General features: G+C 37.4%; 19 protein-coding genes. 6 read left to right on the forward strand and 13 right to left on the reverse strand.

Going from position 1 to position 24,682, the window contains the following annotated elements; all coding sequences use genetic code 11:
- Positions 1–112: 112 nt before the first annotated feature.
- From AC1M85_RS10385 to AC1M85_RS10395, 3 genes are all read left to right on the forward strand, one after another.
- Positions 113–2,620 (forward strand): TonB-dependent receptor plug domain-containing protein, encoded by a 2,508-nt coding sequence (locus AC1M85_RS10385; RefSeq protein WP_488213028.1) that lies wholly within the window; start codon positions 113–115, stop codon positions 2,618–2,620.
- A 152-nt stretch (positions 2,621–2,772) separates the two neighbouring features.
- The gene (locus AC1M85_RS10390; RefSeq protein WP_488213029.1) at positions 2,773–3,714 is read left to right on the forward strand and encodes a hypothetical protein; all 942 of its coding nucleotides are present in this window, start codon (positions 2,773–2,775) and stop codon (positions 3,712–3,714) included.
- 33 nt (positions 3,715–3,747) lie between these two features.
- On the forward strand, positions 3,748–3,897 hold the full coding sequence (locus AC1M85_RS10395) for a hypothetical protein (RefSeq protein ID WP_171076764.1): 150 nt from the start codon (positions 3,748–3,750) through the stop codon (positions 3,895–3,897).
- A gap of 82 nt (positions 3,898–3,979) precedes the next feature.
- Here the strand turns inward: AC1M85_RS10395 and serC are convergent, their stop codons facing one another.
- The 6 genes from serC to AC1M85_RS10425 all read right to left on the reverse strand — a co-directional run bounded on the left by serC (position 3,980) and on the right by AC1M85_RS10425 (position 12,581).
- On the reverse strand, positions 3,980–5,062 hold the full coding sequence (gene serC / locus AC1M85_RS10400; RefSeq protein ID WP_035266433.1) for a 3-phosphoserine/phosphohydroxythreonine transaminase: 1,083 nt from the start codon (positions 5,060–5,062) through the stop codon (positions 3,980–3,982).
- Positions 5,063–5,695: 633 nt separating this feature from the next.
- Positions 5,696–8,671, reverse strand: coding sequence for a DNA gyrase subunit A (gyrA, locus tag AC1M85_RS10405; RefSeq protein ID WP_481593162.1), 2,976 nt, complete (start codon positions 8,669–8,671; stop codon positions 5,696–5,698).
- A 304-nt stretch (positions 8,672–8,975) separates the two neighbouring features.
- Positions 8,976–9,485: a hypothetical protein gene (locus AC1M85_RS10410; RefSeq protein WP_481586590.1), complete on the reverse strand. Its 510-nt coding sequence runs from the start codon at positions 9,483–9,485 to the stop codon at positions 8,976–8,978.
- A gap of 331 nt (positions 9,486–9,816) precedes the next feature.
- Positions 9,817–10,749, reverse strand: coding sequence for an FAD-binding protein (locus AC1M85_RS10415; protein ID WP_092765976.1), 933 nt, complete (start codon positions 10,747–10,749; stop codon positions 9,817–9,819).
- Between the two features lie 18 nt (positions 10,750–10,767).
- On the reverse strand, positions 10,768–11,520 hold the full coding sequence (locus AC1M85_RS10420) for an electron transfer flavoprotein subunit beta/FixA family protein (RefSeq protein ID WP_035266425.1): 753 nt from the start codon (positions 11,518–11,520) through the stop codon (positions 10,768–10,770).
- A gap of 452 nt (positions 11,521–11,972) precedes the next feature.
- Positions 11,973–12,581, reverse strand: a complete 609-nt coding sequence (locus tag AC1M85_RS10425) for a LysE family translocator (RefSeq protein ID WP_035266421.1) — start codon at positions 12,579–12,581, stop codon at positions 11,973–11,975.
- A gap of 112 nt (positions 12,582–12,693) precedes the next feature.
- On the opposite strand from AC1M85_RS10425, the gene AC1M85_RS10430 reads away from it, so the two are divergent.
- A complete protein-coding gene (locus AC1M85_RS10430) occupies positions 12,694–13,188 on the forward strand; it encodes an Lrp/AsnC family transcriptional regulator (RefSeq protein WP_092765973.1) in 495 nt (164 codons plus the stop codon).
- 86 nt (positions 13,189–13,274) lie between these two features.
- Here the strand turns inward: AC1M85_RS10430 and mtlD are convergent, their stop codons facing one another.
- A complete protein-coding gene (gene mtlD / locus AC1M85_RS10435) occupies positions 13,275–15,422 on the reverse strand; it encodes a bifunctional mannitol-1-phosphate dehydrogenase/phosphatase (protein WP_488213030.1) in 2,148 nt (715 codons plus the stop codon).
- A gap of 211 nt (positions 15,423–15,633) precedes the next feature.
- A complete protein-coding gene (locus AC1M85_RS10440) occupies positions 15,634–16,008 on the reverse strand; it encodes a hypothetical protein (protein WP_481588525.1) in 375 nt (124 codons plus the stop codon).
- Positions 16,009–16,344: 336 nt separating this feature from the next.
- Between AC1M85_RS10440 and AC1M85_RS10445 the strand changes: the two genes are divergently transcribed.
- Positions 16,345–18,015 carry an amidase gene (locus AC1M85_RS10445; RefSeq protein WP_488213031.1) on the forward strand — a complete coding sequence of 557 codons (1,671 nt, stop codon included), beginning with the start codon at positions 16,345–16,347 and terminating at the stop codon, positions 18,013–18,015.
- A gap of 60 nt (positions 18,016–18,075) precedes the next feature.
- On the opposite strand, the gene AC1M85_RS10450 is transcribed toward AC1M85_RS10445, so the two are convergent.
- From AC1M85_RS10450 to AC1M85_RS10470, 5 genes are all read right to left on the reverse strand, one after another.
- On the reverse strand, positions 18,076–18,993 hold the full coding sequence (locus AC1M85_RS10450) for a tyrosine recombinase XerC (RefSeq protein WP_481589703.1): 918 nt from the start codon (positions 18,991–18,993) through the stop codon (positions 18,076–18,078).
- A 112-nt stretch (positions 18,994–19,105) separates the two neighbouring features.
- Entirely contained in the window at positions 19,106–19,948 is an 843-nt protein-coding gene (gene dapF, locus AC1M85_RS10455; protein WP_092765969.1) for a diaminopimelate epimerase, read from the reverse strand.
- An 11-nt stretch (positions 19,949–19,959) separates the two neighbouring features.
- Complete coding sequence (gene lysA, locus AC1M85_RS10460; RefSeq protein ID WP_092765968.1) at positions 19,960–21,204, reverse strand: diaminopimelate decarboxylase; 1,245 nt, start codon at positions 21,202–21,204, stop codon at positions 19,960–19,962.
- 46 nt (positions 21,205–21,250) lie between these two features.
- On the reverse strand, positions 21,251–21,445 hold the full coding sequence (gene lptM / locus AC1M85_RS10465) for an LPS translocon maturation chaperone LptM (protein WP_092765967.1): 195 nt from the start codon (positions 21,443–21,445) through the stop codon (positions 21,251–21,253).
- Positions 21,446–21,595: 150 nt separating this feature from the next.
- Positions 21,596–22,993 (reverse strand): amino acid permease, encoded by a 1,398-nt coding sequence (locus tag AC1M85_RS10470; protein ID WP_488213032.1) that lies wholly within the window; start codon positions 22,991–22,993, stop codon positions 21,596–21,598.
- Positions 22,994–23,315: 322 nt separating this feature from the next.
- Between AC1M85_RS10470 and AC1M85_RS10475 the strand changes: the two genes are divergently transcribed.
- A complete protein-coding gene (locus AC1M85_RS10475; RefSeq protein ID WP_488213033.1) occupies positions 23,316–24,674 on the forward strand; it encodes an alanine/glycine:cation symporter family protein in 1,359 nt (452 codons plus the stop codon).
- Positions 24,675–24,682: the final 8 nt, after the last annotated feature.

Consider the following 24,682-nt stretch of genomic DNA (forward strand, 5'->3'; position numbering starts at 1 on the left):
TTTTATATTATGTTAATCGTAATATAGTATTGATAATTATTCTCATTAATATTGTGAAATAAGTATTATTAAATGATAATCGCTATCGTTTTTATTCTCTCAATGTTAAATCATGTCATTTGTACGCTCAAAATTAAATTTAGCCATTCTTACGATTCTCTCAACTACAGTTTGTGCAAATGAAACAGAAATAAATTCAACAGCTAATGATGATTCAATCAAACTCAATACAATTGTAACGAATGCAACTGAGCAACAAGAAGTTGGAAAAACCCTTTATACGAAGGATGACTTAGACAAGACACCCAATAGTTCTAAGAACATTACTGATTTTTTAAAAGTAAATCCTAATGTGCAATTTGGTAATAATTTTAAAAGTGGCTTACAACAAGGTGAACTTAGCCCAGCCGAAATTAGCATCAATGGCGGTTTACCCTATGAAAATAAATTTCTAATCAATGGGATGAGCATCAACAATAATATTAACCCTGTGGGTGCAACAATATCGAACTCAAATAATGAACTACTCGGCTCTAGTCAAGCTGTTGCAGTCAATGCAGACCTGATTTGTAATATTAAACTGCTTGATAGCAATGTGAGCGCTGAATATGGTGAATTTACTGGCGGTGTAGTGAGTGCAGAAACCTGCGCACCAAAAACTGAGATAGGCAAAATTCACGGTAATATTACCTATGATTATACATCTGATTCTTGGTCTAAAATCAACTTTCCTAATCCAGAAAGCCAACAGGAATTTGAAACCTCCAACAGTGAAAAAAATCAACCTTTCTTTACTAAACAAGGAGTCAGTGCAACACTGTATGGTAATCTCACAGACCAATTAGGTTTCAATGCTTTTGGCTCTTTTCGACATTCCTTAATTCCATTAAAAACGAATTTTATTGAGCCAGCAGAATTAGACCAAACACGTGCTGCGAGCAATTATGGTGTCGAACTCTTCTATACACCTTCAGATAAAACCTCATTAAAAATAGGAACTCAGCTATTTGAAAATAAAGGTGAGTACTTCAATGCTACATTTTTAAACTCAGAAAACACGCAAATATCTGATAGTCAAAGTATTTATATCAATTTAAAAAATAAATTAAATGCTGTTCGGTTAGAACAACAACTTAATTATCAAACACAAAAAAACTCGCGAAAGGCAGAGCAGGATGCGTATGTGTGGGCTCGATCTTCAACAAAGAATTGGAATCCTAATTTAAGTACGCAATCTTATGGAAACTATGGTTCATTATCACAAGAAGAAAAAAAACTCGAATACTCAATCAAAGCCCTATTTGAACCAATAAACTTTGCGAACTCATCACACCAATTCAAAATGGGTGCAGGTTATGGTCATTATGAAGCGTATTGGGAAAGACCTGAAGTTTCTAATAATTATTACACAACTACTATCTCTTCCAAAAATATTGAAAACTTAAACTGTTACGCTTCTGATGGTCGTCGTTATGATGCTTGTGACGAAGGCAATTCAATTGACGGGCAATATTTAACGCAACGATTTAAATATGATGCAGGACAAATCAATGTACGCCAAGATCGTTGGCATGCATATCTCGAAGATTCAATTTATGTTAATCCATTTATTCAATCTAGTTTAGGCTTACGAGCTGATTATGATTCACTGACTCAAAACACCAATATTGCACCTCGTAGTTCATTTGTTTTGAAGCCATTTGGCAATGATCAATTATTTATCACGGCTGGTTGGAATCGCTATTATGGTTTAAACGCATTCGCCAACGAATTACAAGCTCAACGAGGTCGATTACAGACAAAATTTAAGAGAAATAGTCTTTCTGAAGATTGGGAACTCGACCCGACGTTTATGCCATCCTTCAAATCAAGGTCAGAGCTGGATACGCCGTTTTCAGATGAATCTGTATTTGCTTTTAACACCAATATTTGGAACATCAATACTGGTTTAAAATATGTTCAGCGAGAGAACAAAGACCAATTACGCCAGCAGCAAGGTAATAAGTCTTATAACAACTCAGGAAAATCTCAAGCTGAAATATTAACTTTCTCTTTAAAAAATATTAAACCACTTGTATTTAAAAATTCTGTGCATTATTTAAGCCTAAATGCCGATATGACAGATACAAATCGTAATTTTGATAGCTATGAAAGCAACTACTACACAGGTACATCACAAATTTATTATGATGGCAAACTGATTAATGCTGAAGATAAACCCACTGATAATTTCAATACGCCATGGACAGTTAGACTAGATTGGAATATTGGTTTTAATAATATTCCTTTAAATATTAATCATTATCTTAGCTATCGTGCAGGGACACCAGGTATGAAAAAAACCCTGAGTACCAGTAAAACTGAATTTGTCTATGAACTCGATGGTATGAAATATGACACTTACACTGCATACAAAACGAAAAATGCTTTGAATTGGGATATGCGTACTACCTACACAATACCGAGTTCAAAGAATACGCAAACTATTTTTGGTTTAACCATTAATAATGTACTTAACCGTAAAAATGAGTATTTTTCTTCCAATACATCCTCAGTGACACCAACACCAAGTCCTGAAATCGGTCGTCAATTCATTGCAGATGTTACATTTAAGTTCTAACTCATGATTCCCATAGAGCACTTAGGTGCTCTTTTTCATTTATGCCACGTTAAACTTTTGGATTGCATAAAGAAAAAACAATTCAAGACTTGAAAAATATCAATTATCCTCGATATTACATAAAGTAATTCACTCAATCTTAGAATGAGCATATGAACAATCAAAACAAACCTGAAATTATTACGATAGAAGATCAAAGCTTTGGTAGCCATGTAGAACATTGGGCGCTGTTAACTGATGATCCGACTGTTCAGGTTCCAAAATGGTTGAGTGAAGCACTAAATGCACCTGTCATGCCGATGGGGATTTGTGCTGAAGAACAAGATATGGATCCGAATGTTTGGCTAATTCAAGGACCTAAACAACAACCTATCCAATTGGTTCAAGTCATTGCTGTAGAAGACAATAAACCTAAAGCAGTCAAAACAGCCTTTCCTACTTTTGATAGTCCTTATACGTTGAACGCGACGATTGAACGCATCATTACATGTAAGTCCAACACGCAAGCAGTGTTACAATTAAAAGTTAGTGATAATAGTGTGGTTTATGCTTTTGATAGCTTATACACTGTTAACCAAATTCAATACCAAAAAAATCAATCTTATAAAGTCCAATTAAATGCGTGGGCTTATGAGCTAGAAAAAGTTGCTGATCAAGAACAAATTGTTGTGGATGATCCAGCTTCAATTAAACACCATCGTGCTTTAAATGAAATTTTGAGTGAACACAATGGTGTAGCGCCAGATAATTTACAGCAGCTGATTGATGCTTGGGAACCTAAATCAGATGCCGATAAAGAACCTGTAACGGTCGATTTTTCGAAAATGGTGGCTTACTTGTACGGTGAAACCATGGGTCAGGAAGATGAGGCCTGGTTCCAAGGAAAAGTGGTTGGCAAGACCCAAATGCAGTTCAACGATCAATTTTATCAACTTTATGATGTAACACTTATTTTGGAAGAAAACCAACCTGCTACACTTATTCGTATCGCGACTAAGGATGAGAATTATAAAAATTTCGAAATTGGTCAATATATTCGTGGAAATATATGGATTCAGGCGAATATTTATGCTAAAAATACATTAAATAAATAGGATTTAACTATAAAGTAATATTTAGGCTCCTAGATGAAAATTATACCGGAACAATCAACAGGCTTAATGGAACAAGCACGCCCTCGTATTCGTGTAGACAAGGGTGCTTACTGTTTCTTTTTCTTAGGTGTTTTCCTCGCTGCTTTTATTTTCCACTTTACCAATCTTATTCCAGCATTTTAATAAATTAGCGTTGATTACTTTCATCTACGTTTTAGACACATAAAAAAGCCTGTCATATGACAGGCTTTTTTACGAACTGATTTTAAGCATTACGCTTCGCAAAATCATCCATAAATTTCACAAGTGCTTGTACACCTTCAAGTGGCACTGCATTGTAAATACTCGCACGCATACCACCTACTGAACGATGTCCTGCAAGATTTAACAAATTATTTTCCTCTGCTTCTTTCAGGAATTGCTTTTCAAGTTCAGGCTTCGCCAATGTAAATGGTACATTCATAATTGAACGATATTCTTTCGCAATTGGATTTGCATAGAAGTCACTTGAATCAATATAACCATACAACAATTCAGCTTTTTGCTGGTTCACTTGATGAATTGCCTCTACACCACCCTGTTCAAGCAACCATTCAAATACTAAGCCTGATAAATACCAAGCATAAGTAGACGGTGTATTCACCATAGAATCATTCTTCGCTTGCGCTGAATACTTCAAAATGCTCGGAATTTCTTCTTTTGCTTGGTCTAATAAATCATCACGAATGATTACCAAAGTTAAACCAGCAGGACCGATATTTTTTTGCGCACCCGCGTAAATAAGACCGAATTTTGAAACATCAATTGGTGCCGACAAAATACTAGAAGATAAATCTGCAACCAGTGGTTTATCCGTAGTTGGGATATTTTTAAATTGAATACCACCAATCGTTTCGTTATCTGCATAATGAACATAGGCAGCATCAGCAGATAAATTCCATGTACTTTCATCAGAAATTGCAAGATTACCATCTGCATCTTTAATACCAGCTTCGATCACGTTAATTTCACCATAACGTTTTGCTTCTTTTAAAGCTTTTTCAGACCAAATGCCAGTATGGATATAATCTGCTTTGTTATTTTTCCCTAATAGATTCAATGGAATCGCAGAGAATTGTAGAGAAGCACCACCCTGTAAGAAAAGCACTTTGTAGTTCTCAGGAATATTCATCAACTTGCGTAAGTCTGCTTCTGCTTTTTCAGCAACAGCGACGTAGTCTGCACTACGATGACTCATTTCCATGATTGATAGGCCCTTACCCTGCCAATCAAGCATCTCAGCTTGAGCTTTTTCTAATACAGCAGTAGGTAATGCAGCAGGACCAGCACAGAAGTTGTACGCGCGCATGATTTTTCCTTTCAGAGTGAAACACAATAAAATGATGGCATTTAACCACAGATAACCATAGCTTGCAGTATATTCAACTTAAATAATTTCAATCTTGTTTTCACACTAAAGCTATTTTTTCAATAAGCTCTACATTTATCAGAGATTTATGTTTACTATATTTTGAGAGACACCGTAGTTAGTAAGTTTAAATCGCTCACTACAACAGCTCTCAATCTGACAAAATTTATTATAACTATTTCGTTGTATTGTCTTTCATTTCATGCGAACAATTAAAACATCTCACCATACCATTCATAGCTGACTCTTTTAAAATGACTGTGTAATAAAAATCCATCTTTTATATCTTGATCTACAATTTCAACAACCATTTCATTATTTTTATCTCGAACTGCATCATAAAGCGCATCAGTATTTACAGCTGAATGTTTTGTTTATGAACAATATTCCTCAGATTCCCCTCTCTCCTTCATTCAGCTGAAATGAAAGGGTTCACTACATGCTGTTATAAACAGTGCTATTACAATCAGCAAGCTATAATTAAATTTGAGTTTCATTTTTAATTAAAATTCTTTTTTAGACTATTGTTAATTAAAAAAGGACGCTTCAGCGTCCTTTTTTAATTCCTACAAATTATTCATCTGTAGATTTTTCATCGCTATCAGTCGTATCAATTTCTTGAGTATCTACTGATTCATTAGATTCAATTGAAGCCTCTTCACCTTCAACTGATTCTATAAAATCATCTTCCTCAACAGCTTCAATCGCTTCAACACCAACCAATGTCTCGTTTTCACCTAAGCGGATTAAACGTACACCTTGTGCATTACGACCCGTCTGAGCAATTTCAGATGCACGAGTACGTACTAGCGTACCACCATCAGAAATCAGCATGACTTCTTTACTGACATCGATCGCTACGGCACCAACCAGCTCACCATTACGATCAGATGTCTTGATCGCAATGACGCCTTTACCACCACGTTTCTTAGTCGGGAAGTCATCCACTGGCGTACGCTTACCGTAACCATTAGCTGAAGCACATAGCACTTCACCTGTTGCCGGGACAACAACTAATGAAACAATACGGCTTAAGAAATTAGAATCCGTATCTTCATCTTCTGAATCTACATCATTGTCTTCAATTTCTTCCGCTTGAGCCAATCCAATGGTGACACGCATACCACGTACACCTTTCGCAGAACGACCCATTGCACGTACATCAGTTTCTGCAAATCGAATCGCTTTACCTTCATTCGAGAACAACATAATTTGTTGTTCACCGTCAGTAATCGCAACACCAATTAAACGGTCATCTCCAGCTAACTCGATTGCACGTAAACCATTTGAACGTACATTAGAGAACTGCTCAAGTTCAACTCGCTTGATCGTACCGTATTCAGTTGCCATAAAGACATAGAAGTTTTTACGTAAGTTTTCTGCAAGCTCAGCAAATTCAACTACTACTTCATCATCAAGATCTGTAGTTGATAATTCAACTCCTAACTCTTTCAGATGTGTACGCAATTCGTCCGATAGATCGTCACCATCTGCTAGATCAGCAAATGATTTTTCTAATGCATCATAGTGTGCAGCAATGATTTCGTTTTGCTGTAATTGAGCTTGATGAGATTTAACAAACTGACGGAAATCGGCTAGACGTTCTTTAAATTTCTTCGGTGCATCAATCACTGGCAGAATAGCAGTAATTGTCTCATTTTCATCTAATGGCAATAAGTTCACCATAGGACGACCTTTTGCACCACGAGAAGCTTGAGGCACTTCAAAAACTTTTAAGCGATAGACTTTGCCGACATTGGTAAAGCATAAAACTGTTGCATGGTTAGATGTCACAATCAAATGTTGAATGTAATCATCTTCTTTCATAGACGTTGCTGATTTACCACGCCCACCACGACGTTGCGCAGCATAATCAGAAAGTGGCTGTGTTTTCGCATAGCCTGATTGAGAAACGGTTAAAACAACTTGTTCTTCTGGAATTAAATCCTCACGAGAGAAATCTACACGAGATTCTACAATCGCAGTACGACGCTCATCACCGTATTGCTGAAGAATAAGTGAAAGCTCTTCACGAATCACGTTCATCAACAATTCAAAATCATTAAGAATTGCTGTCAACTCTGCAATTTGTGCCAAAATTTCAGAATATTCTGCATGCAGCTTATCTTGTTCTAAACCAGTTAAACGATGCAAACGTAATTCTAAAATTGCACCCACTTGAGTCGGCGAGAGACGATAAATATTGCCAGATAATCCAAACGGTTTATTAGGATCTTCACCCTCAATCTCATCTGGGCGAACAGAAACTGAACCTGCTTTTTCCAATAAAGCAACTACACCACCTGCAGACCATTCCCCTGCTTGCAAACGTTCACGTGCTTCTTGCGGATTCGCAGAGGTTTTAATGGTTTCGATGATGGCATCAATATTTGCTAAAGCAACCGTTAAACCTTCCAAGATATGACCACGTTCACGCGCTTTACGTAATTCGAACATCGTACGACGTGTTACAACTTCTTGACGATGGCGAATGAAAGCAGCAATAATGTCTTTTAAATTCATCAGCTTTGGCTGGCCATTATCCAAGCAAACCATATTAATACTGAATGAATTTTGAAGCTGAGTATTTTGGAATAAATTATTAACAATTACTTCAGCGTTTTCGCCACGCTTTAAGTCAATTGCAATACGCATCCCTTCTTTATCAGATTCGTCGCGTAACTCTGAAATACCTTCGAGCTTCTTCTCTTTCACAAGTTCAGCAATACGTTCAATCGTTTTTGCTTTGTTCACTTGATATGGAATTTCAGTGAATACAATCGTCGTACGACCTGTTTTTTGGTCTTCTTCTAAATGATACTTACCACGAATAAATAAACGACCTTTACCAGTACGGTAAGCATCAACAATACCCGATTTACCGTAAATGATACCGCCTGTAGGAAAGTCTGGACCCGAAATATGTTCCATCAATCCTTCAATACTGATATTCGGATTATTGGCATAGGCTAAGCACGCATTGACCACTTCAGTCATATTATGCGGCGCCATATTGGTTGCCATACCTACAGCAATACCCGTGACACCATTAATGAGTAAATTTGGCACACGAGTTGGCATAACTTGTGGGATACGCTCTGAACCGTCGTAGTTATCTTCCCACTCTACTGTATCTTTTTCTAAATCAGCTAACAGTTCATGCGTTAATTTACGCATACGCACTTCGGTATAACGCATCGCTGCTGCACTGTCACCATCAACAGAGCCGAAGTTACCCTGACCATCAACCAACTGATAACGTAAACTGAAATCTTGTGCCATACGAACGATTGTTTCGTATACAGCAGAGTCACCATGAGGGTGGTATTTACCGATTACATCACCAACGACACGCGCTGATTTTTTGTAAGCTTTGTTATAATCATTTCCAAGCTCATGCATCGCATAAAGAACACGGCGATGAACTGGCTTTAAACCATCTCTAACGTCTGGTAGTGCACGAGAGACAATGACACTCATAGCATAGTCGAGATATGAGCTCTTCAGTTCATCCTCAATGGCAATCGGTCGAATTTCCGATACGCTCATGCATACTCCTTATTACAAACAGCTTGAAGAAACTGCTCGATTTATATAATCAATCTTGCAAAAAATTAGCCCAAAATCTATGGAGCTAAATTCTAAAACTCAGCCGAAAATTATAGCACAAATCCGTATTTTTGTCCCTAAATTTTATGGATGATCTGTTTAATTTTATTCATAAAAATGACTAAATTTTCAACACAAAATTCTTAAACAGTATTGCCCTAAAATGAATGATAAAAATCACTTTTTTGCTACTTATACATAAAAAAGATCCTCGTAAGGATCTTTATAAATACATGAATATTCTTCAATGATGAAGTTCGCGCTTGTCCGCTTTCATTAAACTAAAAGAAATTGCAAATAAGCTTAAAATCAACGGAAACTCATACAGCTCTTCGAGTAAGCTTTCATTACTATTTTCTGTGAGCAGGAGCATCCCTATAAAGCGATGATGCTCTATCGCATCAGAAACAACGAGCCCAATCACAGCCAAAACCAAGGCCCAAACTGGGATAATAGCTGTCTTAAACTTGTTCACAATCTCTGTGCGTAATTTTTGGTTCAATAGTGGAAAAACCACAGACCCAATCAATACAATTGAGATACCTCGAAAATAGATTTTTGGGACATCAGGGAAATAATCTCGCCCCCAACTGGTACTACGACCAAACAATAAAACCCACCAGCAAACAGCCCAAAGCCAAAACTCTTTCTTACCTTCTCTAAGCTGTAAAGGCTTTATGTAAAAATAGCTAATAACTGCAAAGGACAACAATAAAAGAGCCTGTAAATTTTCAATCAGACGCACATCTTCCATACCAAACACATTGAAATGGACTTGATTAAATAATGGAAAAATTAAACATGAGACCGCGATTAGAACAAGCGGTAATGTTATTCGGGTGTCGACCAGCAAAACACAAACTCCCTCATTAATACATTGAAAGTATGAATGAGCTTAAAAAATGATGGCGAATCATATCACAATTACAAAAAACATATAAAACGGTAAATTCTGATCCCTTGATGAGAATAATCTATAATTTTGTTTTATGAGATTTTTTTGATGATTAAATATAAAAATGCCCTGACCAAGTAAAATGAAATGAATCATTACTCGATCAGAGCATTAGTACAGCAATGCTGAATTAGATTTTAGAAACTAATTCTGGAACCACTGTATTTAAGTCACCTACTAACCAGTAGTCAGCTACTGCATTAATTGGAGCTTCTTCATCTTTGTTGATCGCAACGATCACCTTAGAATCTTTCATACCTGCCAAGTGCTGAATCGCACCAGAGATACCTACAGCAATATAAAGGTCTGGCGCAACGATTTTACCCGTTTGACCAACTTGCATATCGTTTGGAACGAAACCAGCATCTACTGCTGCACGAGATGCACCTTGAGCTGCACCAAGCTTATCAGCTAATGGATCAAGTACTTTATGGTAATTCTCACCAGAACCTACACCACGTCCACCAGATACAACAATGCGAGCTGCTGTTAATTCTGGACGTTCTGATTTTACGATTTCTTCAGATACGAACTTAGAAATACCCGCATCACCAGTAGAAGTTGCAGCTTCAACCGCAGCAGATCCACCTTCAGCAGCAACTGCATCAAACGCTGTACCACGAACTGTACCAACAACAACTGATTCACCAGACTCTACAGTTGCAATCGCGTTACCAGCATAGATTGGACGCTTGAAAGTTTTAGGACCATCAACAGCAATAATGTCAGTAATCATACTTACATCAAGAAGTGCTGCAGCACGTGGAAGTACGTTTTTGCCCGTCGTTGTAGACGCCGCAAGAATGTGTGAATAACCTGTACCAATTGAAGCAACAAGCTTCGCTACATTTTCAGCCAATTGGTTTGCATATGCAGCATCGTCAGCTAAAAGAACTTTGCTTACACCAGCAACTTTAGCAGCTTCATCAGCAACTGCTTGAGCGCCTGAACCAGCAACTAATACAGTGATATCACCACCGATTTTTTGAGCCGCAGCTACAACGTTTAAAGTTGCACCGTTAAGTGCTTTGTTGTCGTGCTCAGCGATTACTAAAATACTCATGATTTTTATCCTTCTGTATTAGATCACTTTCGCTTCATTTTTTAGTTTTTCAACAAGCTCATCAACAGACTTCACTTGAACACCAGCTTTACGTTCAGCAGGCGCTTCAACTTTAACAGTCTTAAGCTTAGTTGCAGGATTAACACCAAAATCTGCAGGAGATTTAGTATCAAGCGGTTTCTTACGTGCTTTCATGATGTTTGGTAGAGCAGCATAACGTGGCTCATTCAAACGTAAGTCAGTCGTAATGATCGCTGGAAGTGCTAGTTCAACAGTTTGTAAACCACCGTCGATTTCACGAGTCACTTGTACTTTATCGCCTTCAACTTTAACTTCTGAAGCAAATGTACCTTGACCAGCACCAAGTAATGCACCAAGCATCTGACCGACTTGGTTAGAGTCGTCATCAATTGCTTGTTTACCAAGAAGGATAAGTTGTGGCTGTTCAGCGTCTACAACGCCTTTAAGAATCTTCGCAACTTCTAAAGCACCAAGTTGGCTGTCATCAGCTTCAACTAGGATACCGCGGTCTGCACCAAGCGCCATTGCAGAACGGATTTGTTCTTGCGCTTCTTTAGGACCAATAGAAACAACAACGATTTCTGAAACAGTTCCTTTTTCTTTTAAGCGAACCGCTTCTTCCACTGCGATTTCACAGAATGGGTTAATTGACATTTTAACGTTAGTAAGGTCAACCCCACTATTGTCCGGCTTTACGCGAACTTTAACGTTGGCATCAACCACACGTTTTACAGCAACAAGAGCCTTCATGTAATCCTCGGCTGTTTTAACAGAAGTAAATATTCAGAAAAGTTATAATAACTCTTCATTTAAAATTTTTAGGTGTCCTATCTTGCAATGTGTTTGGCATTTCGGTCAAGTCACAATTCACAAAACTGCTGTAAAAAAGCGTAATTTTCGTTGAACGGAGCGTTCACAAAATTATTTTGTTAATAAATTTGTCAGCTTTTCAATATTTTTTGTAAAAAATTAAACTTTGATTTTTAATATTTTTTTAATTTATTAACTACATCAGTTGAATTGATGCTGTAGACTCTTATTTTACGTTGAAAAGCGTTGGCGTGAGTCACCAAATTTGAGGTAAAAAATGTCATAACAGACAGCAAAAATTACAATAACAGCTATTCTTTTTGAGTATAATTTAACCAAAGTTAATTCTATTTGAATAGAAAGCGCAAACATTAGTTTGCGCTTTTTTAATGTTAATTCACAATGAGCCATGTTGCTGCCAATGAAAGCATCACTCCCGAACCACCATCAATCCATTTTTGACGTTTTTCATTTATCCCTGTTTTCTGTGTCAAAAATGCAAATACAAAACTCAATGATGAATAAATAATTAAGCATAATCCAATGAAGATTAGGGATAAGACAATCCCCTGTCCCATAATCGAAGAGGTATGCTGGTTAATAAATTGAGGCAAAATCGCAAAATAAATAAGCATACCTTTAGGATTAAGTAAGGATGTTATAAAACCGCGTCGAATCGGACTAATGACCTGACTTTGTTTAATTTCAATATTTTTGTGATTAAGCGCAGATCGAATCAAATTAAATGCCAAATAAAGCAAATAACAGATTCCTAACCATTTGATCGTTTCAAAAATAATAGGGAAAGAAATAATGATAGCCGCAATACCCACAACGACTAAAAAAGAATGGACGAAATAACCCAAACACACCCCTAAAGTCGCCATAACGCCTGCTTTCGCATTTTTACCCATTACCTGTGACAGAATAAATAACATATCCGGACCAGGCGTAAAAATAAGAGGGATAACTGTCAAAGCAAATAACCAATAGGTAGACATTTTCTTTCTTCCATCATTAATGAAAATGAAAAAAAAGTATCTTCGAATTTACATAAAATAGGATTTCAAATATTCTATTTATTCTTTAATTTTTAGAATTTAATTCTAATATATGAAAATAATATCTAAATCAATTTCAGTTAAATTAGATCGTATCGATAAAAGTATCATTCATGAACTTCAAACCAACGGTCGAATTCAAAATAATGATTTAGCCAAAGAGATTGGCTTATCACCATCCTCTTGTTTAAGACGCGTAAAAATTCTCGAAGATGCTGGAGTCATCCAGCAATACACAACCATTGTTGATCCTCAAAAAATCGGATTACAACTTATTCTATTTTCGCGTATTTGGTTGGTGGGACAAGACGCTGAAACCATCGATACTTTTATTGAAGCGATGAAAGAACTCCCTCAAGTCATGGAGTGCTATATTATTTTGGGCGAATGTGATGCGATGTTAAAAGTTGTCGTACCTGATTTGGAGAACTATCGTAAATTTCAGTCAGAACACTTAACCAAAAAAAATGGGATTACCAGTGTGAAAACGGATTTACCCAGTCAAATCATTAAACAAAGCTATCAACTGCCCCTGCAATCAATTTAATACCATTAAGCAATCGATCCGACTGACTTTTCAGATCGGACCGATTATCCATTTTGATCAAGTTAAAAAGTTAAATGTTCAATACTTTAAGTTTTTTCAACCTCGATTTTTTCATTCAAAATATTTTCTAAAAGTGCATGCTCATTCACCGATTCACTCAATTTAGGATCACAAATTTTGAGTCTCCGTTTCAGCTCTTCCTGTAAATACAATTGATCCTCAAGTTCCAATTCAGTTTGACTAAGTTGCTGAGCAAAATGCCGAATCACATCTTCAAATCGTTGATTTTGCTTCAATATAACGTATGCATAACCCAATACAAGCCCTTTGAAAATTTCCTGATAAGGCTTGCCACGTTGAAAATTGTATGCCAATGAAGATAGTACCCGCTCACCAAAACCTAACTTACGATATGGGTCTCGTGCCACTCGATCACATGGGTCTTTATAAGCCGTCTCACAAGAGTCGATAAAACTCTTCGCCAACAATTCTAAATTTTCTTTTCGATGTGGTAGTAGATCCTTTAATCCAACTTTAACCTCATGGAGTACTGCCAACATAAATTTAGAAATTTGCTCATCAGACAGTGCAATCCCGATTGTTTCATATTGTCGAAAACTTGCAGCCCATGCTGTCATTGCATGCACACCATTCCACATGCGATTTTTGATTAACTGTATCTCTTCAATCTCTTCAACCAGAATCATTTGGCGCATTTTTTCTAATAAAGGACTATTATTTTCTACATAAAGTGGCATATCTGTTTCGGCATGGAATAAGATTAATTCTAGATTCTGTAGAATATGCGCCGATTTGAATTTTTCGTATAGATCGTCAATATACTGAGTAGCCAATTGTTCTTGTTCAGCATTTAAACGCGTCCCTTCATCCACATCCGTCACGTCTAAATCATGCTCATCCTGCACATGTCTAAAAATGTTGTATTTGATTTTTAACTGTCTAAATAATTTTTGATCTGTAATTTTCGCTACCATTCGATTGACTACTGTATCGCAAAAATAGTGCTGCGACATGATGATATTGACCGTCTTCGCATCCGTAATTTCATGCAAAGCACTACAAATCTGTTGTTCAATTAATGATTTTGCGCCTACTTTGTTCAAAACAATTAAAACTGTTAGAGGATTCAACTGTTCTTCAAAATGGATATAACGCGCATACAACCCTTGAGCAATGGTTTTAGCCTCTTGCTCGATTGCCTTTTCAGGTAAACACAGTGCAATTAAACTTGATTCAATATACATGTGCTGCATCATTTCAATATTTGATGCATCTATGACGGTTATATTGTCTATTCGCTCGTCATGAGAGTGTTGCCCATAACGAATACTGTAACCACCAAAAGTATTCACACTATTTCTATAGAGTGAATTCCGCGTTGAAGCATAGATTTGTTTTGGTCGAGTATATCCATCCCAATGAGACAATACTTGGGCAATATAGCCACCACCTATTGCCCCAAAACCATGTATCCCCACGACATGCTGATTTAAAGTCTGAGGAAAAGAGTCAAATAGAGCAGGCATTTTTAATTTTGGTGTAAATTGATTCAAATCTTCCAGAAAATCATGCATGCTTTCGTAAAAGAAATTCGCTTTTTCGAGCATGGTTGAATTAGGTTCTTTGATATCTTGAAGTAATACCGTTAATCCACCCGCTTCAAACGCCGACATCACTCCATTTTCTGAGTCTTCAAACATTAAACATAAAGTTGGATCAATGTTCAGTTGCTCAGCAGCTTTTAAGAAAATTTCTGGGTGTGGTTTTCCATTATCAACCTCATCGCCGCATACGATAATGTCGAAAAACTTATATACATTGGCATTGATTAAATACTCTTCAGCTATTTCACGTCGACTCGAAGTTGCTACTGCCATTTTCAGATTGGACTTTCTTAAACGTTCAAGAACTTGCATGAGTCCAAATTTAATCGGCACTCCGTATTTTCTTACATGCTCAAGTTCTAGCTGATCTGCTCGCTTTCTAATTTCCGCATACGGCACTTCTTGACCATATTGCTGATTTGCCAGTTTTTCGGCACTACGAGCACTTAAACCTAAACAAGATAATAAATAGGCGTCTGTAAATTCGACACCAATGAGTTCTGATGATGCTTGCTTCAAAGTTTGAAAACGAAGTCGCTCCGTATCAAACATTGTGCCATCCATATCAAAAATGGCGGCATGGATATTATTTTCATGAAATTTAATCATTTACCCCTCTCCAAAAAAATTCAAAATTACTAGACAAGTGTAAAGAATTTGACTGAATCGAATGAGCAGAATAAATATATGAAACAAAATTGAACGTTATTTAATCAATAATTTTATCTTTATGTATTGAATTGTTGGAAATGGGTAAATTTAATTTTCTATAAAGTAACAGAGCTAAAATTATTAGCTCTGTTTTTTTAAATGATTTTTTTCAAACTTGATTGAGCGCCGCCAAGTAATCACGATGGACGTGACTCAATTCAATAATAGGGTATTGTTCTAGTTCAAAAATTTTCCAAACTTCAATAAAGTCTTCTTTCAAATCAACTCCTTGATCTGCAATAGGTCTTTCTTGCCATTGCTGATCAGAAATCCACAAATAAGTCTTAGATGCTATTGGATCAATCGCTTGGATTTTTCCTTCAGTATTAATACCCTGCACATAGGCATTGTTAGGTAGAGCGGCCTCAATCATCGGTAAATTGATTTCCACAAAATGTTTCACCTGACGTAAACCATAACCTGCAAAAATGTCTTTTTGTGCTGAAGAGAGTTGCTGATACTTTTGATCAATATTGTCAATCATGGCTTGACCTAATCATTCCTGCAAAATATTTTTTAATTTGTATACAACTTAAATCCATCTATTAAAGTTATACCTTAAAAATCGTATTAAAAAAAATCAATTCGAAAAATTTAAGCTAAAGTTTAAGGGAAAATTATTTTTAAAAGCGCAGCTTTCAAAAGCTCAATCCCAACAATACATTATTTTTCAAATAATTTTATTCGCATTAAATTAACGCATTTTATTTATATCAATGGTTATTAGCTATTTTCTGGAGCATAAAACTGTAAATTTCATTCATTTTTAGAGTGGCACATTCATTGCTTAACCAGTTTGAACTTAATCTGGGGAATGCACATGATCACATTTAAAAAAACTTTGCTTGTTGTCACGATAGCAACTTTCTTAACAGCCTGTGGTGACAATGAAAGTAGCACAAATAATTCTAACACGCCGCCTCCTGTCCCGTTTAATCCTGTAGAAGCAACCATTAGTGATTTGCATAACTCGATTTTAAGCAAAGGTTCATCTTGTGTTGATGTTGTGCAAGGTTATTTAAATCGTATATCAGCTTACGATCGACAAGGTCCTGAGCTCAATAGCATTATTTCTTTAAATCCAAATGCACTTAAAGAAGCAGAAATGCTCGACCAACAATTTGCAAAAAATTCAAAACTTTCAGGACCTCTTCACTGTGTCACTGTACTCGCTAAAGACAATATTGATGCTGTAGATATGGCGAACACAGCAGGTTCTGTAGCATTAAAAGATAATTTTCCAAATGATGATGCCTATATCATAAAAAATATCAAAGAAAATGGCGGAATCATTTTAGGAAAAGCCAATCTTGATGAGTTCGCTTTCGGCTTTGGTGGAAAATCAACTCTAGGTGATCAAACTAAAAATGTGTATGACTTAAGTAAAGGCCCAGGTGGTTCATCATCAGGAACTAGCGCTGCCATATCTGCAAGTTTTGCAATGGTGGGAATAGGAACTGATACGGGAGGGTCAATTCGTGTACCTTCATCAGTACAGGGTCTTGTCGGTTTACGACCATCTTTACGTCTTTTGAGCCAAGATGGAATTATTCCACTGGCACCAACTCAAGATACTGCTGGACCAATGTGTAGACAAGCTATTGACTGTGCAAAATTAATGGATGCAATGATCGGATTCGATAGCTCATTAAGTTCAAATCAACGTAGTGAATTTGCACGTACTTCTCCTCTTCTAAAATCAGAGTCTGCTTACCGCGAATTGATTAATCAACCGAATAGCTACGTTCCTCATGACACTGTAAGTCTTGAAGGAAAGCGTATTGGTATAGTACAAGCCCTTTACCCTTCCGAAGGTTCAACCACTCAACAGAAAGAAGACTACAATCTCGTTAAAGAAGCAATGGATAACGCAATTACTAAACTTGAAGAGGCTGGAGCAACTGTAGAAATAGTTACAATAAGCGATCTAAATACAATTTTGACACGTTATTCGAGTCTTTCAAGTGCTGAATTTAAAATATCACTTACAGAGTATTTAAAGACCACAAGAAGTATTTACCAATCGTATGAAGATTTACTCGCTAGTGGACTAATGATCCGTAACTTCAGCGGCTATAATTCTGATCCAACAAGTGCTTCATATATTGAGAATTATGAGCGCAACACCACTGAAAGAAGTCCATTCGTGCGCTTACGCATGAACAGCGCTTTAAATAATGTTGAACTAGATGGTACTCGTAAAGGCGTACAATACGACGCTTTAGCCTACCCTTCTATTACTGGGTTTGCTGGCAATTTAGGAAGTAGCCCGACCACAGGTACCAATAATCGCCTAAGTCCTTTTAGTGGTTTTCCTGCATTATCTATGCCTGCTAAATCAGTGAACTCAAGTCGCAGTAGTTATCCTATGAATGTTAACATCGAGTTTATTGCTCGTGAATTTGATGAGCCGACTTTATTTGAAATCGCAGTCGCATTCCAAAAAGTGAATCCCGCACGTATGATACCTATACACACACCAGCACTTTAAACAGATAACTTTATCATTCAGTACAGTATTAAGTATATTCAATATACTTAATACTGAGGATTAAGATTTTTGGGCTCTAGGGTGAGCTTTATCATAGACTTGAGCCAAACGATCAAAATCTAACTGAGTATAAATTTGTGTCGTAGATAAATTACTATGACCTAGCATTTCTTGAACTGCTCGTAAATCACCACTGTTTGAAAGCAGATGACTAGCAAAACAGTGTCGCAGTAAGTGAGGATGTAAATCCACATTTACGCCCGCTCTTTGTGCTTGCAATTTGACTCTATTTTCAATCTGTCGATTCGTCAATCGACTCCCTTTTTTGGTAATAAAAACTGGGGAATCCAATTCAATGTCTCCACACCAGATACGATGGACTTTAAGCCATTCAATTAAACTTGTTTTCGCTTTTAAACCAAAAGGAACAACCCGAGTTTTATTTCCCTTACCCGTAATTCGAAGTAATTGTCGTGTAAAATCGATATCTCGAATATTCAATCCTTGTACTTCAGCTAATCGCAAACCACTTGAATAAAGCAACTCCAAAATAGCTTTATCTCTTAACCACAAGAGATGATCTTGAGAGGATTCAGGTGCAGGTTGATCCATGATTTGCTGAATCGTTTCGACATCAACCATACCCGGCAAAGGCCTTGGCTGTCTTTTTAACTTAAAATCATGAATGGGATTATTCGATACATATTTCCCTTCCACAGCCCATTTCATGAATTGACGAATGGCTGTTAAATGACGTTGTAAGCTTGCACTATTGAGTTGATGATGTTCAACCTTATAAGCCATATATTCTCGTAAATCAGATGCTTCAACCTGATTTAATTCAATTTTCTTTTCATAACAAAAGTCAATGAAACCAGACACATCACGGAAATACGCCTCAAGCGTATGCTCAGATTGATTTTGAATCTTTCTCTCTTTCAACCACATTGACAGCAATTGCATTGCGCCATATTGCATTTGGCTTTCTCTCTATTGAATCGATGTCTAATCATCAATACTCGTGGGCATTCCAACAAATCATAAAGTAAAAAGCCCTGAATTTCAGGGCTTTTTAGTCAGGAAATAAGTTTTATTGAAAATAACGTAGATCCAAACGACCTTCATAAACCGTTGCAGTTGGACCAGTCATCCAAACCACATCTCCCTCTTTCCATTCAATCAGCAATTTACCGCCGGCAAGTTCGATTTCCACATTGCTAGACAATAAACCACGGCGCATACCTGAGACAGCAGCAGCACATGCACCTGTACCACAAGCCAATGTTTCTCCCACACCACGTTCAAAAACTCGTAATCGAGCATGTTTTTCATCAACGATCTGCATAAATCCAGCATTTACACGCTCAGGAAAACGTTCGTGAGATTCCACTTGAGGGCCTATTTTAGCAACATCAGCAGTTAACACGTCTGGCACAATGGTCACTGCATGCGGATTTCCCATATTGACCACATCGATGCTGATCGTCTCATTATCCGCTAAAGCTAAATCATATAAAGCAGCAGGCGCTTCTGCTAAAAATGGGATTTGGTTCGGTAAGAACTTCGGATACCCCATATTCACACGAACCCATCCATTCGCACCCAACTCAGGCTCGACAATCCCCGCCTTTGTTTGCACTTTGAATTTAGTTTTATTGGTTAAATGACGATCATGAACAAATTTGGCAAAACAACGAACGCCATTGCCGCATTGCTCAACTTCAGAACCATCCGCATTAAAAATGCGATATTTGAAATCAACGTTTGGATGATCTGGTGTTTCAACAACTAATAACTGATCAAAACCGATGCCAAAATTACGGTCAGCCAACCGGCGAATCATGACAGGATCTAGATAAGCACGTTGGCTGATTAAATCAACCACCATGAAGTCATTACCTAGACCATGCATTTTAGTAAATTCTAGCAACATCTATTGTCTCCTTAAGGCAATAAGGACTCACGTTCCCACAGAGACTCAATCGTTTCACGTTGACGAATTAAGTGTGCTTGATCACCGTCAACCATCACCTCTGCTGCACGACCTCGGCTGTTGTAATTTGAACTCATCACAAAACCATAAGCACCTGCACCCAAAACAGCTAAATGATCGTTCGCTTGAATCGCAAGTTCACGCTCTTTACCGATGAAGTCACCTGTTTCACAGATCGCACCAACCACATCCCAAACTTTTTTCTCAGTTTGCGAATTTTGATTAACCTCTTGGATATCCATCCAAGCTTCGTACAAAGAAGGACGAATCAAGTCATTCATTGCTGCATCAACAATTGCAAAATTGCGATGATTGGTTGGTTTTAAAAGATCAACTTTCGTCACCAATACGCCAGCATTCGCCGAAATACTACGCCCTGGCTCCATATACACTTTAAGACCAAGTTTTTCTAATGCAGGACGTAAAGCATTTGCATATTCTTCAACTGTCGGTGGAACTTCATCTTTATAAGTCACACCAAGACCACCACCAATATCAATATGTTTGAGGTTGATCCCTAATTTTTTCAATGCTTCAATCATGTTCATGACACGATCAAGTGCATCAACAAAAGGTTGAGTTTCAGTCAATTGTGAACCAATATGACAATCAATTCCTACGATATCTAAGTGACTTAAACTTGCTGCATACTGATAAGTTTCATATACCGAATCAGAAGGAATACCAAATTTATTTTCTTTAAGACCAGTCGAGATATATGGATGTGTTTTGGCATCAACATCTGGATTTACCCGAAGTGAAATTGGAGCTTTTACATTAAGTTCTGCTGCAACTTTTTGAATACGGTCAAGCTCTGCATATGATTCCACATTAAAACACGCAATACCCACTTCTAATGCTTGACGAATGTCAGCTTCAGACTTGCCTAAACCAGAGAAAACAATTTTAGAAGCGTCACCACCTGCGCGTAAAACACGTGCTAATTCACCACCAGTCACGATATCAAAACCACAGCCAAGTTTCGCTAACACATTTAGAACTGCGATATTTGAGTTTGACTTCACTGCAAAACAAATTTGGTGATCGATAAAGTTAAAAGCACGATCCATATCCAAATAATGTTTTTCAAAAGTTGCTTTTGAATAAACATAAAGTGGTGTACCAAATTGCTGAGCAAGTTGATCCAATGAACATTGTTCTGCGTGCAAAACCCCTTGAATGCGAGGGAAACTCATGGATGTATCCTTTCTAAATTGCGCTGGAGAAAAAAATAAATGAATATTAATCTTGAGTAGGTGCAGCATCTGCTTTAGGTTCAGCTTGATCCTGACTTGGGCGATCATTGTTTTTATAAATTAAATATTGTGCTCGCTTGTCATAGTTTGGATCACTGGGTAGTTGTAATGCACCAGTCTGACCACATCCAGCCAAGATTGAAACAACGGCTGCACTGATAACTCCGATCAAAATACGCATACCCACACCTATCAGTAAAATTTATAGAAGTATACCTTGATCATCTAATTCACCAAAGTATTTAACGCAACAGATTAATAACAGAAATAAAAAAACGCCAGTAATTACTGACGTTTCTTTTGACCTAAATTGCAAATCATTTATAAGTTTTTATTTTTTCTTATAAAAACCAAAATAACCAATGATCAGAATAACAAACCAGATGGGGCTCACCATCAATGCACGGCGAGTATCATCTTCTAAAGCCAATACTCCAATCATGCCAATAAAGAATATAGCAACAATCGCACATGTCACCAATCCACCTGGTAGTTTAAATTTCGATTTGGCATGAAGTTCTGGGCGTGTTTTGTAATACACCACATAACTCCAAATAATCATCAACCATACACAAATAAATAAAATGGTGGAAAGTGTTGTCGCTAAAGTAAATGCTTCCACCGTATTCGGTACGAAGTATTGCAGTGCTGCCCCTAGTAACAAACATACTGCTGAGAAATACAAGGCATTCGCTGGCACAGCTCGCTTATTCAGTCTTCCAAAAGCTTCAGGAGCTTGAGTCTCACGCGACAAGCCAAACAGCATGCGGCTGGTTGAGAATACGCCACTGTTCATCGATGACATCACTGAAGACAATACAACCAAATTCATAATAATAGCAGCGGCTGCAATACCTGCTTGACTAAACAAGTTTACAAATGGGGAAATATTCGGATCAATCTTATTCCATGGTGTAACCGACATCACCACCAGCAACGACAAAACATAGAAAATAATGATTCGAATAGGAATCGAATTGACAGCTTTCGGCAAATTCGTTTCAGGATCTTTAGTTTCAGCTGCGGTTGTACCCACCAGTTCTACACCCACAAAAGCAAAAATTGCGATTTGGAAGCCTGCCAAGAAACCGATTGCACCTGTTGGGAAGATCCCGCCGTGTGACCAAATATTACTGAATGCTGCGATTTCACCTGATGTAGAAGTGAAATCTGTAAATATCATCCAAAAGCCAACGCCAATTAAAACCACAATTGCGATAATCTTGATTAAAGCAAACCAGAATTCTAATTCACCAAAAAGTTTCACCGTAACAAGATTCAATCCCATGATAAATACGATTGCAGCGATGCTAATCATTACCCCTTCTTCAGGGCTAAAAGGCATCCCATTATTGAAGAACTGAAGGTAATAAATGATCGCCGATAAATCTGCAATACCAATGGTGATCCAACACAGCCAGTAGGTCCAGCCCACAAAGTAACCTGCCCATGGTCCAATTAAATCCGTGGCGAAATCAATAAAAGACTTATATTGCAAATTTGAAAGCAACAATTCGCCTAGTGCTCGCATCACTAAAAAAACCATGAAACCGATGATCATGTAAATTACAAGGATTGAAGGACCAGCTAGGCTAATTGTTTTCCCAGAGCCCATGAACAAACCTGTTCCAATTGCGCCTCCAATTGCAATTAACTGCAAATGTCGATTGGATAGACTTCGTTGTAATTCACCATTTTGCTGAGGCGAATTTATATTTTGATCTGACATTTTCAAATTCACCAAATATATTAATCGGCACAACTTAACTGAAAAAAATCAGATTTCAAAAAGAAAATTAGCACGATCAATATTTTCTAATTAGTTTAAAGTATTAATTCATTTTTCTTATATATCGCCAAAATGATCATTTATTCATCATATTTATTTATCTTATTTTGAGTAAAATATTGAAAATCTTGTTGTTATATGTAAAAAATATAAGTGCAAAAAATAATCAAAAGGAATGATGTGTTTGATCGCACAAAAGTATGGCATATCCCTTGCTTGATCATGCATGTAAAAAACAATCAGGCAAATAAGAAGGTAATTTATGCAAGAAATACAATCAATCATGGAAACACTCAGCGGCTTAGTCTGGGGACCTTATATGCTGGTGCTGATTGTTGGGACAGGTGTTTTCTTAACATTCCGTCTACTTTTTTGGCAATTCAGGATGCTTCCATTAGCATTCAAACAAGTGTTTGGGAAACACCCCGATAAAAAAGACTCGGGAGATATCTCACAGTTTGCCTCACTCATGACTGCACTTTCAGCCACGATTGGTACAGGTAACATCGCAGGGGTAGCGACAGCTTGTGTGCTGGGTGGTCCAGGTGCTGTCTTCTGGATGTGGATGACTGCATTTTTCGGTATGGCAACCAAATACGGTGAAGGTGTTCTGGCAGTCAAATATCGTGTAAAAAATGAAAAAGGTGAAATGTCTGGTGGTCCAATGTACTACATTGAACGAGGACTTGGTGCAAAATGGAAGTGGCTCGCTGTCCTCTTCGCATTATTTGGTACATTGGCATCCTTTGGTATTGGTAGCTCAGTTCAATCAAACACAGTGGCATTAGCAGTAGAAAATAGTTTGGGTATAAGCACGCTCACCACTGCCATCATTATTACGATTTTATCTGCTTTGGTGATTTTAGGTGGCATCAAATCTATTTCGAAAGCATCCTCAATTCTTGTTCCTGTCATGGCCCTGGGTTATATCATCGGCGGCTTAATTATTATTTTGAATAATTTAGAATTGGTATTACCAGCTCTTAAAATGATTATCACCTATGCTTTTACAGGCGAGGCAGCAGCAGGTGGAGCCATCGGTGCAGCGATTCGTTACGGTGTTGCCCGTGGTGTATTTTCAAACGAAGCTGGTATGGGCTCTGCTCCAATTGCAGCGGCAGCAGCTAAAACTGATCACCCTGCCCGTCAAGGCCTAGTTTCAATGACAGGTACATTCATTGATACGATTATTGTGTGCTCAATTACGGGTATTGTTCTTGTTATGGGTTTCATCATGGCAGGACAAACATTTGGTGATCAAACTGGGGCTGTTTTGACCATTAGTGTTTTTGACAAATTACTACCAGGATTTGGGGGCTGGGTTGTTACGTTCGGAATCATCTTTTTTGCTTATTCAACTATTTTAGGTTGGAGTTATTACGGTGAAAAATGTTGCACCTATTTACTGGGTGAAAAGTCAGTATTTATCTATCGTCTCATTTATATTGCTTCGGTATTTGTAGGCTGTCTCGTCACACTTGATTTAGTTTGGCTTTTCGCAGACACCTTCAATGGTTTAATGGCAGCACCAAACTTAATTGCCTTATTATTACTTTCTGGAGTCATTGCAAAAGAATCTAAAGACTTTATTGAACGTCGAAAATCTGGTGAGCTTTATTAAACAAATTA

It is taken from the genome of Acinetobacter sp. 24-47-64 (assembly GCF_057737055.1).

Excerpts from the sequence above, each read along its gene's own strand:
- AC1M85_RS10385 (WP_488213028.1), top strand. The coding sequence starts at position 113 with ATGTCATTTGTACGCTCAAAATTAAATTTAGCCATTCTTACGATTCTC.
- AC1M85_RS10390 (WP_488213029.1), top strand. The coding sequence starts at position 2,773 with ATGAACAATCAAAACAAACCTGAAATTATTACGATAGAAGATCAAAGC.
- AC1M85_RS10395 (WP_171076764.1), top strand. The coding sequence starts at position 3,748 with ATGAAAATTATACCGGAACAATCAACAGGCTTAATGGAACAAGCACGC.
- serC (WP_035266433.1), bottom strand. The coding sequence starts at position 5,062 with ATGCGCGCGTACAACTTCTGTGCTGGTCCTGCTGCATTACCTACTGCT.
- gyrA (WP_481593162.1), bottom strand. The coding sequence starts at position 8,671 with ATGAGCGTATCGGAAATTCGACCGATTGCCATTGAGGATGAACTGAAG.
- AC1M85_RS10410 (WP_481586590.1), bottom strand. The coding sequence starts at position 9,485 with ATGGAAGATGTGCGTCTGATTGAAAATTTACAGGCTCTTTTATTGTTG.
- AC1M85_RS10415 (WP_092765976.1), bottom strand. The coding sequence starts at position 10,749 with ATGAGTATTTTAGTAATCGCTGAGCACGACAACAAAGCACTTAACGGT.
- AC1M85_RS10420 (WP_035266425.1), bottom strand. The coding sequence starts at position 11,520 with ATGAAGGCTCTTGTTGCTGTAAAACGTGTGGTTGATGCCAACGTTAAA.
- AC1M85_RS10425 (WP_035266421.1), bottom strand. The coding sequence starts at position 12,581 with ATGTCTACCTATTGGTTATTTGCTTTGACAGTTATCCCTCTTATTTTT.
- AC1M85_RS10430 (WP_092765973.1), top strand. The coding sequence starts at position 12,694 with ATGAAAATAATATCTAAATCAATTTCAGTTAAATTAGATCGTATCGAT.
- mtlD (WP_488213030.1), bottom strand. The coding sequence starts at position 15,422 with ATGATTAAATTTCATGAAAATAATATCCATGCCGCCATTTTTGATATG.
- AC1M85_RS10440 (WP_481588525.1), bottom strand. The coding sequence starts at position 16,008 with ATGATTGACAATATTGATCAAAAGTATCAGCAACTCTCTTCAGCACAA.
- AC1M85_RS10445 (WP_488213031.1), top strand. The coding sequence starts at position 16,345 with ATGATCACATTTAAAAAAACTTTGCTTGTTGTCACGATAGCAACTTTC.
- AC1M85_RS10450 (WP_481589703.1), bottom strand. The coding sequence starts at position 18,993 with ATGCAATATGGCGCAATGCAATTGCTGTCAATGTGGTTGAAAGAGAGA.
- dapF (WP_092765969.1), bottom strand. The coding sequence starts at position 19,948 with ATGTTGCTAGAATTTACTAAAATGCATGGTCTAGGTAATGACTTCATG.
- lysA (WP_092765968.1), bottom strand. The coding sequence starts at position 21,204 with ATGAGTTTCCCTCGCATTCAAGGGGTTTTGCACGCAGAACAATGTTCA.
- lptM (WP_092765967.1), bottom strand. The coding sequence starts at position 21,445 with ATGCGTATTTTGATCGGAGTTATCAGTGCAGCCGTTGTTTCAATCTTG.
- AC1M85_RS10470 (WP_488213032.1), bottom strand. The coding sequence starts at position 22,993 with ATGTCAGATCAAAATATAAATTCGCCTCAGCAAAATGGTGAATTACAA.
- AC1M85_RS10475 (WP_488213033.1), top strand. The coding sequence starts at position 23,316 with ATGCAAGAAATACAATCAATCATGGAAACACTCAGCGGCTTAGTCTGG.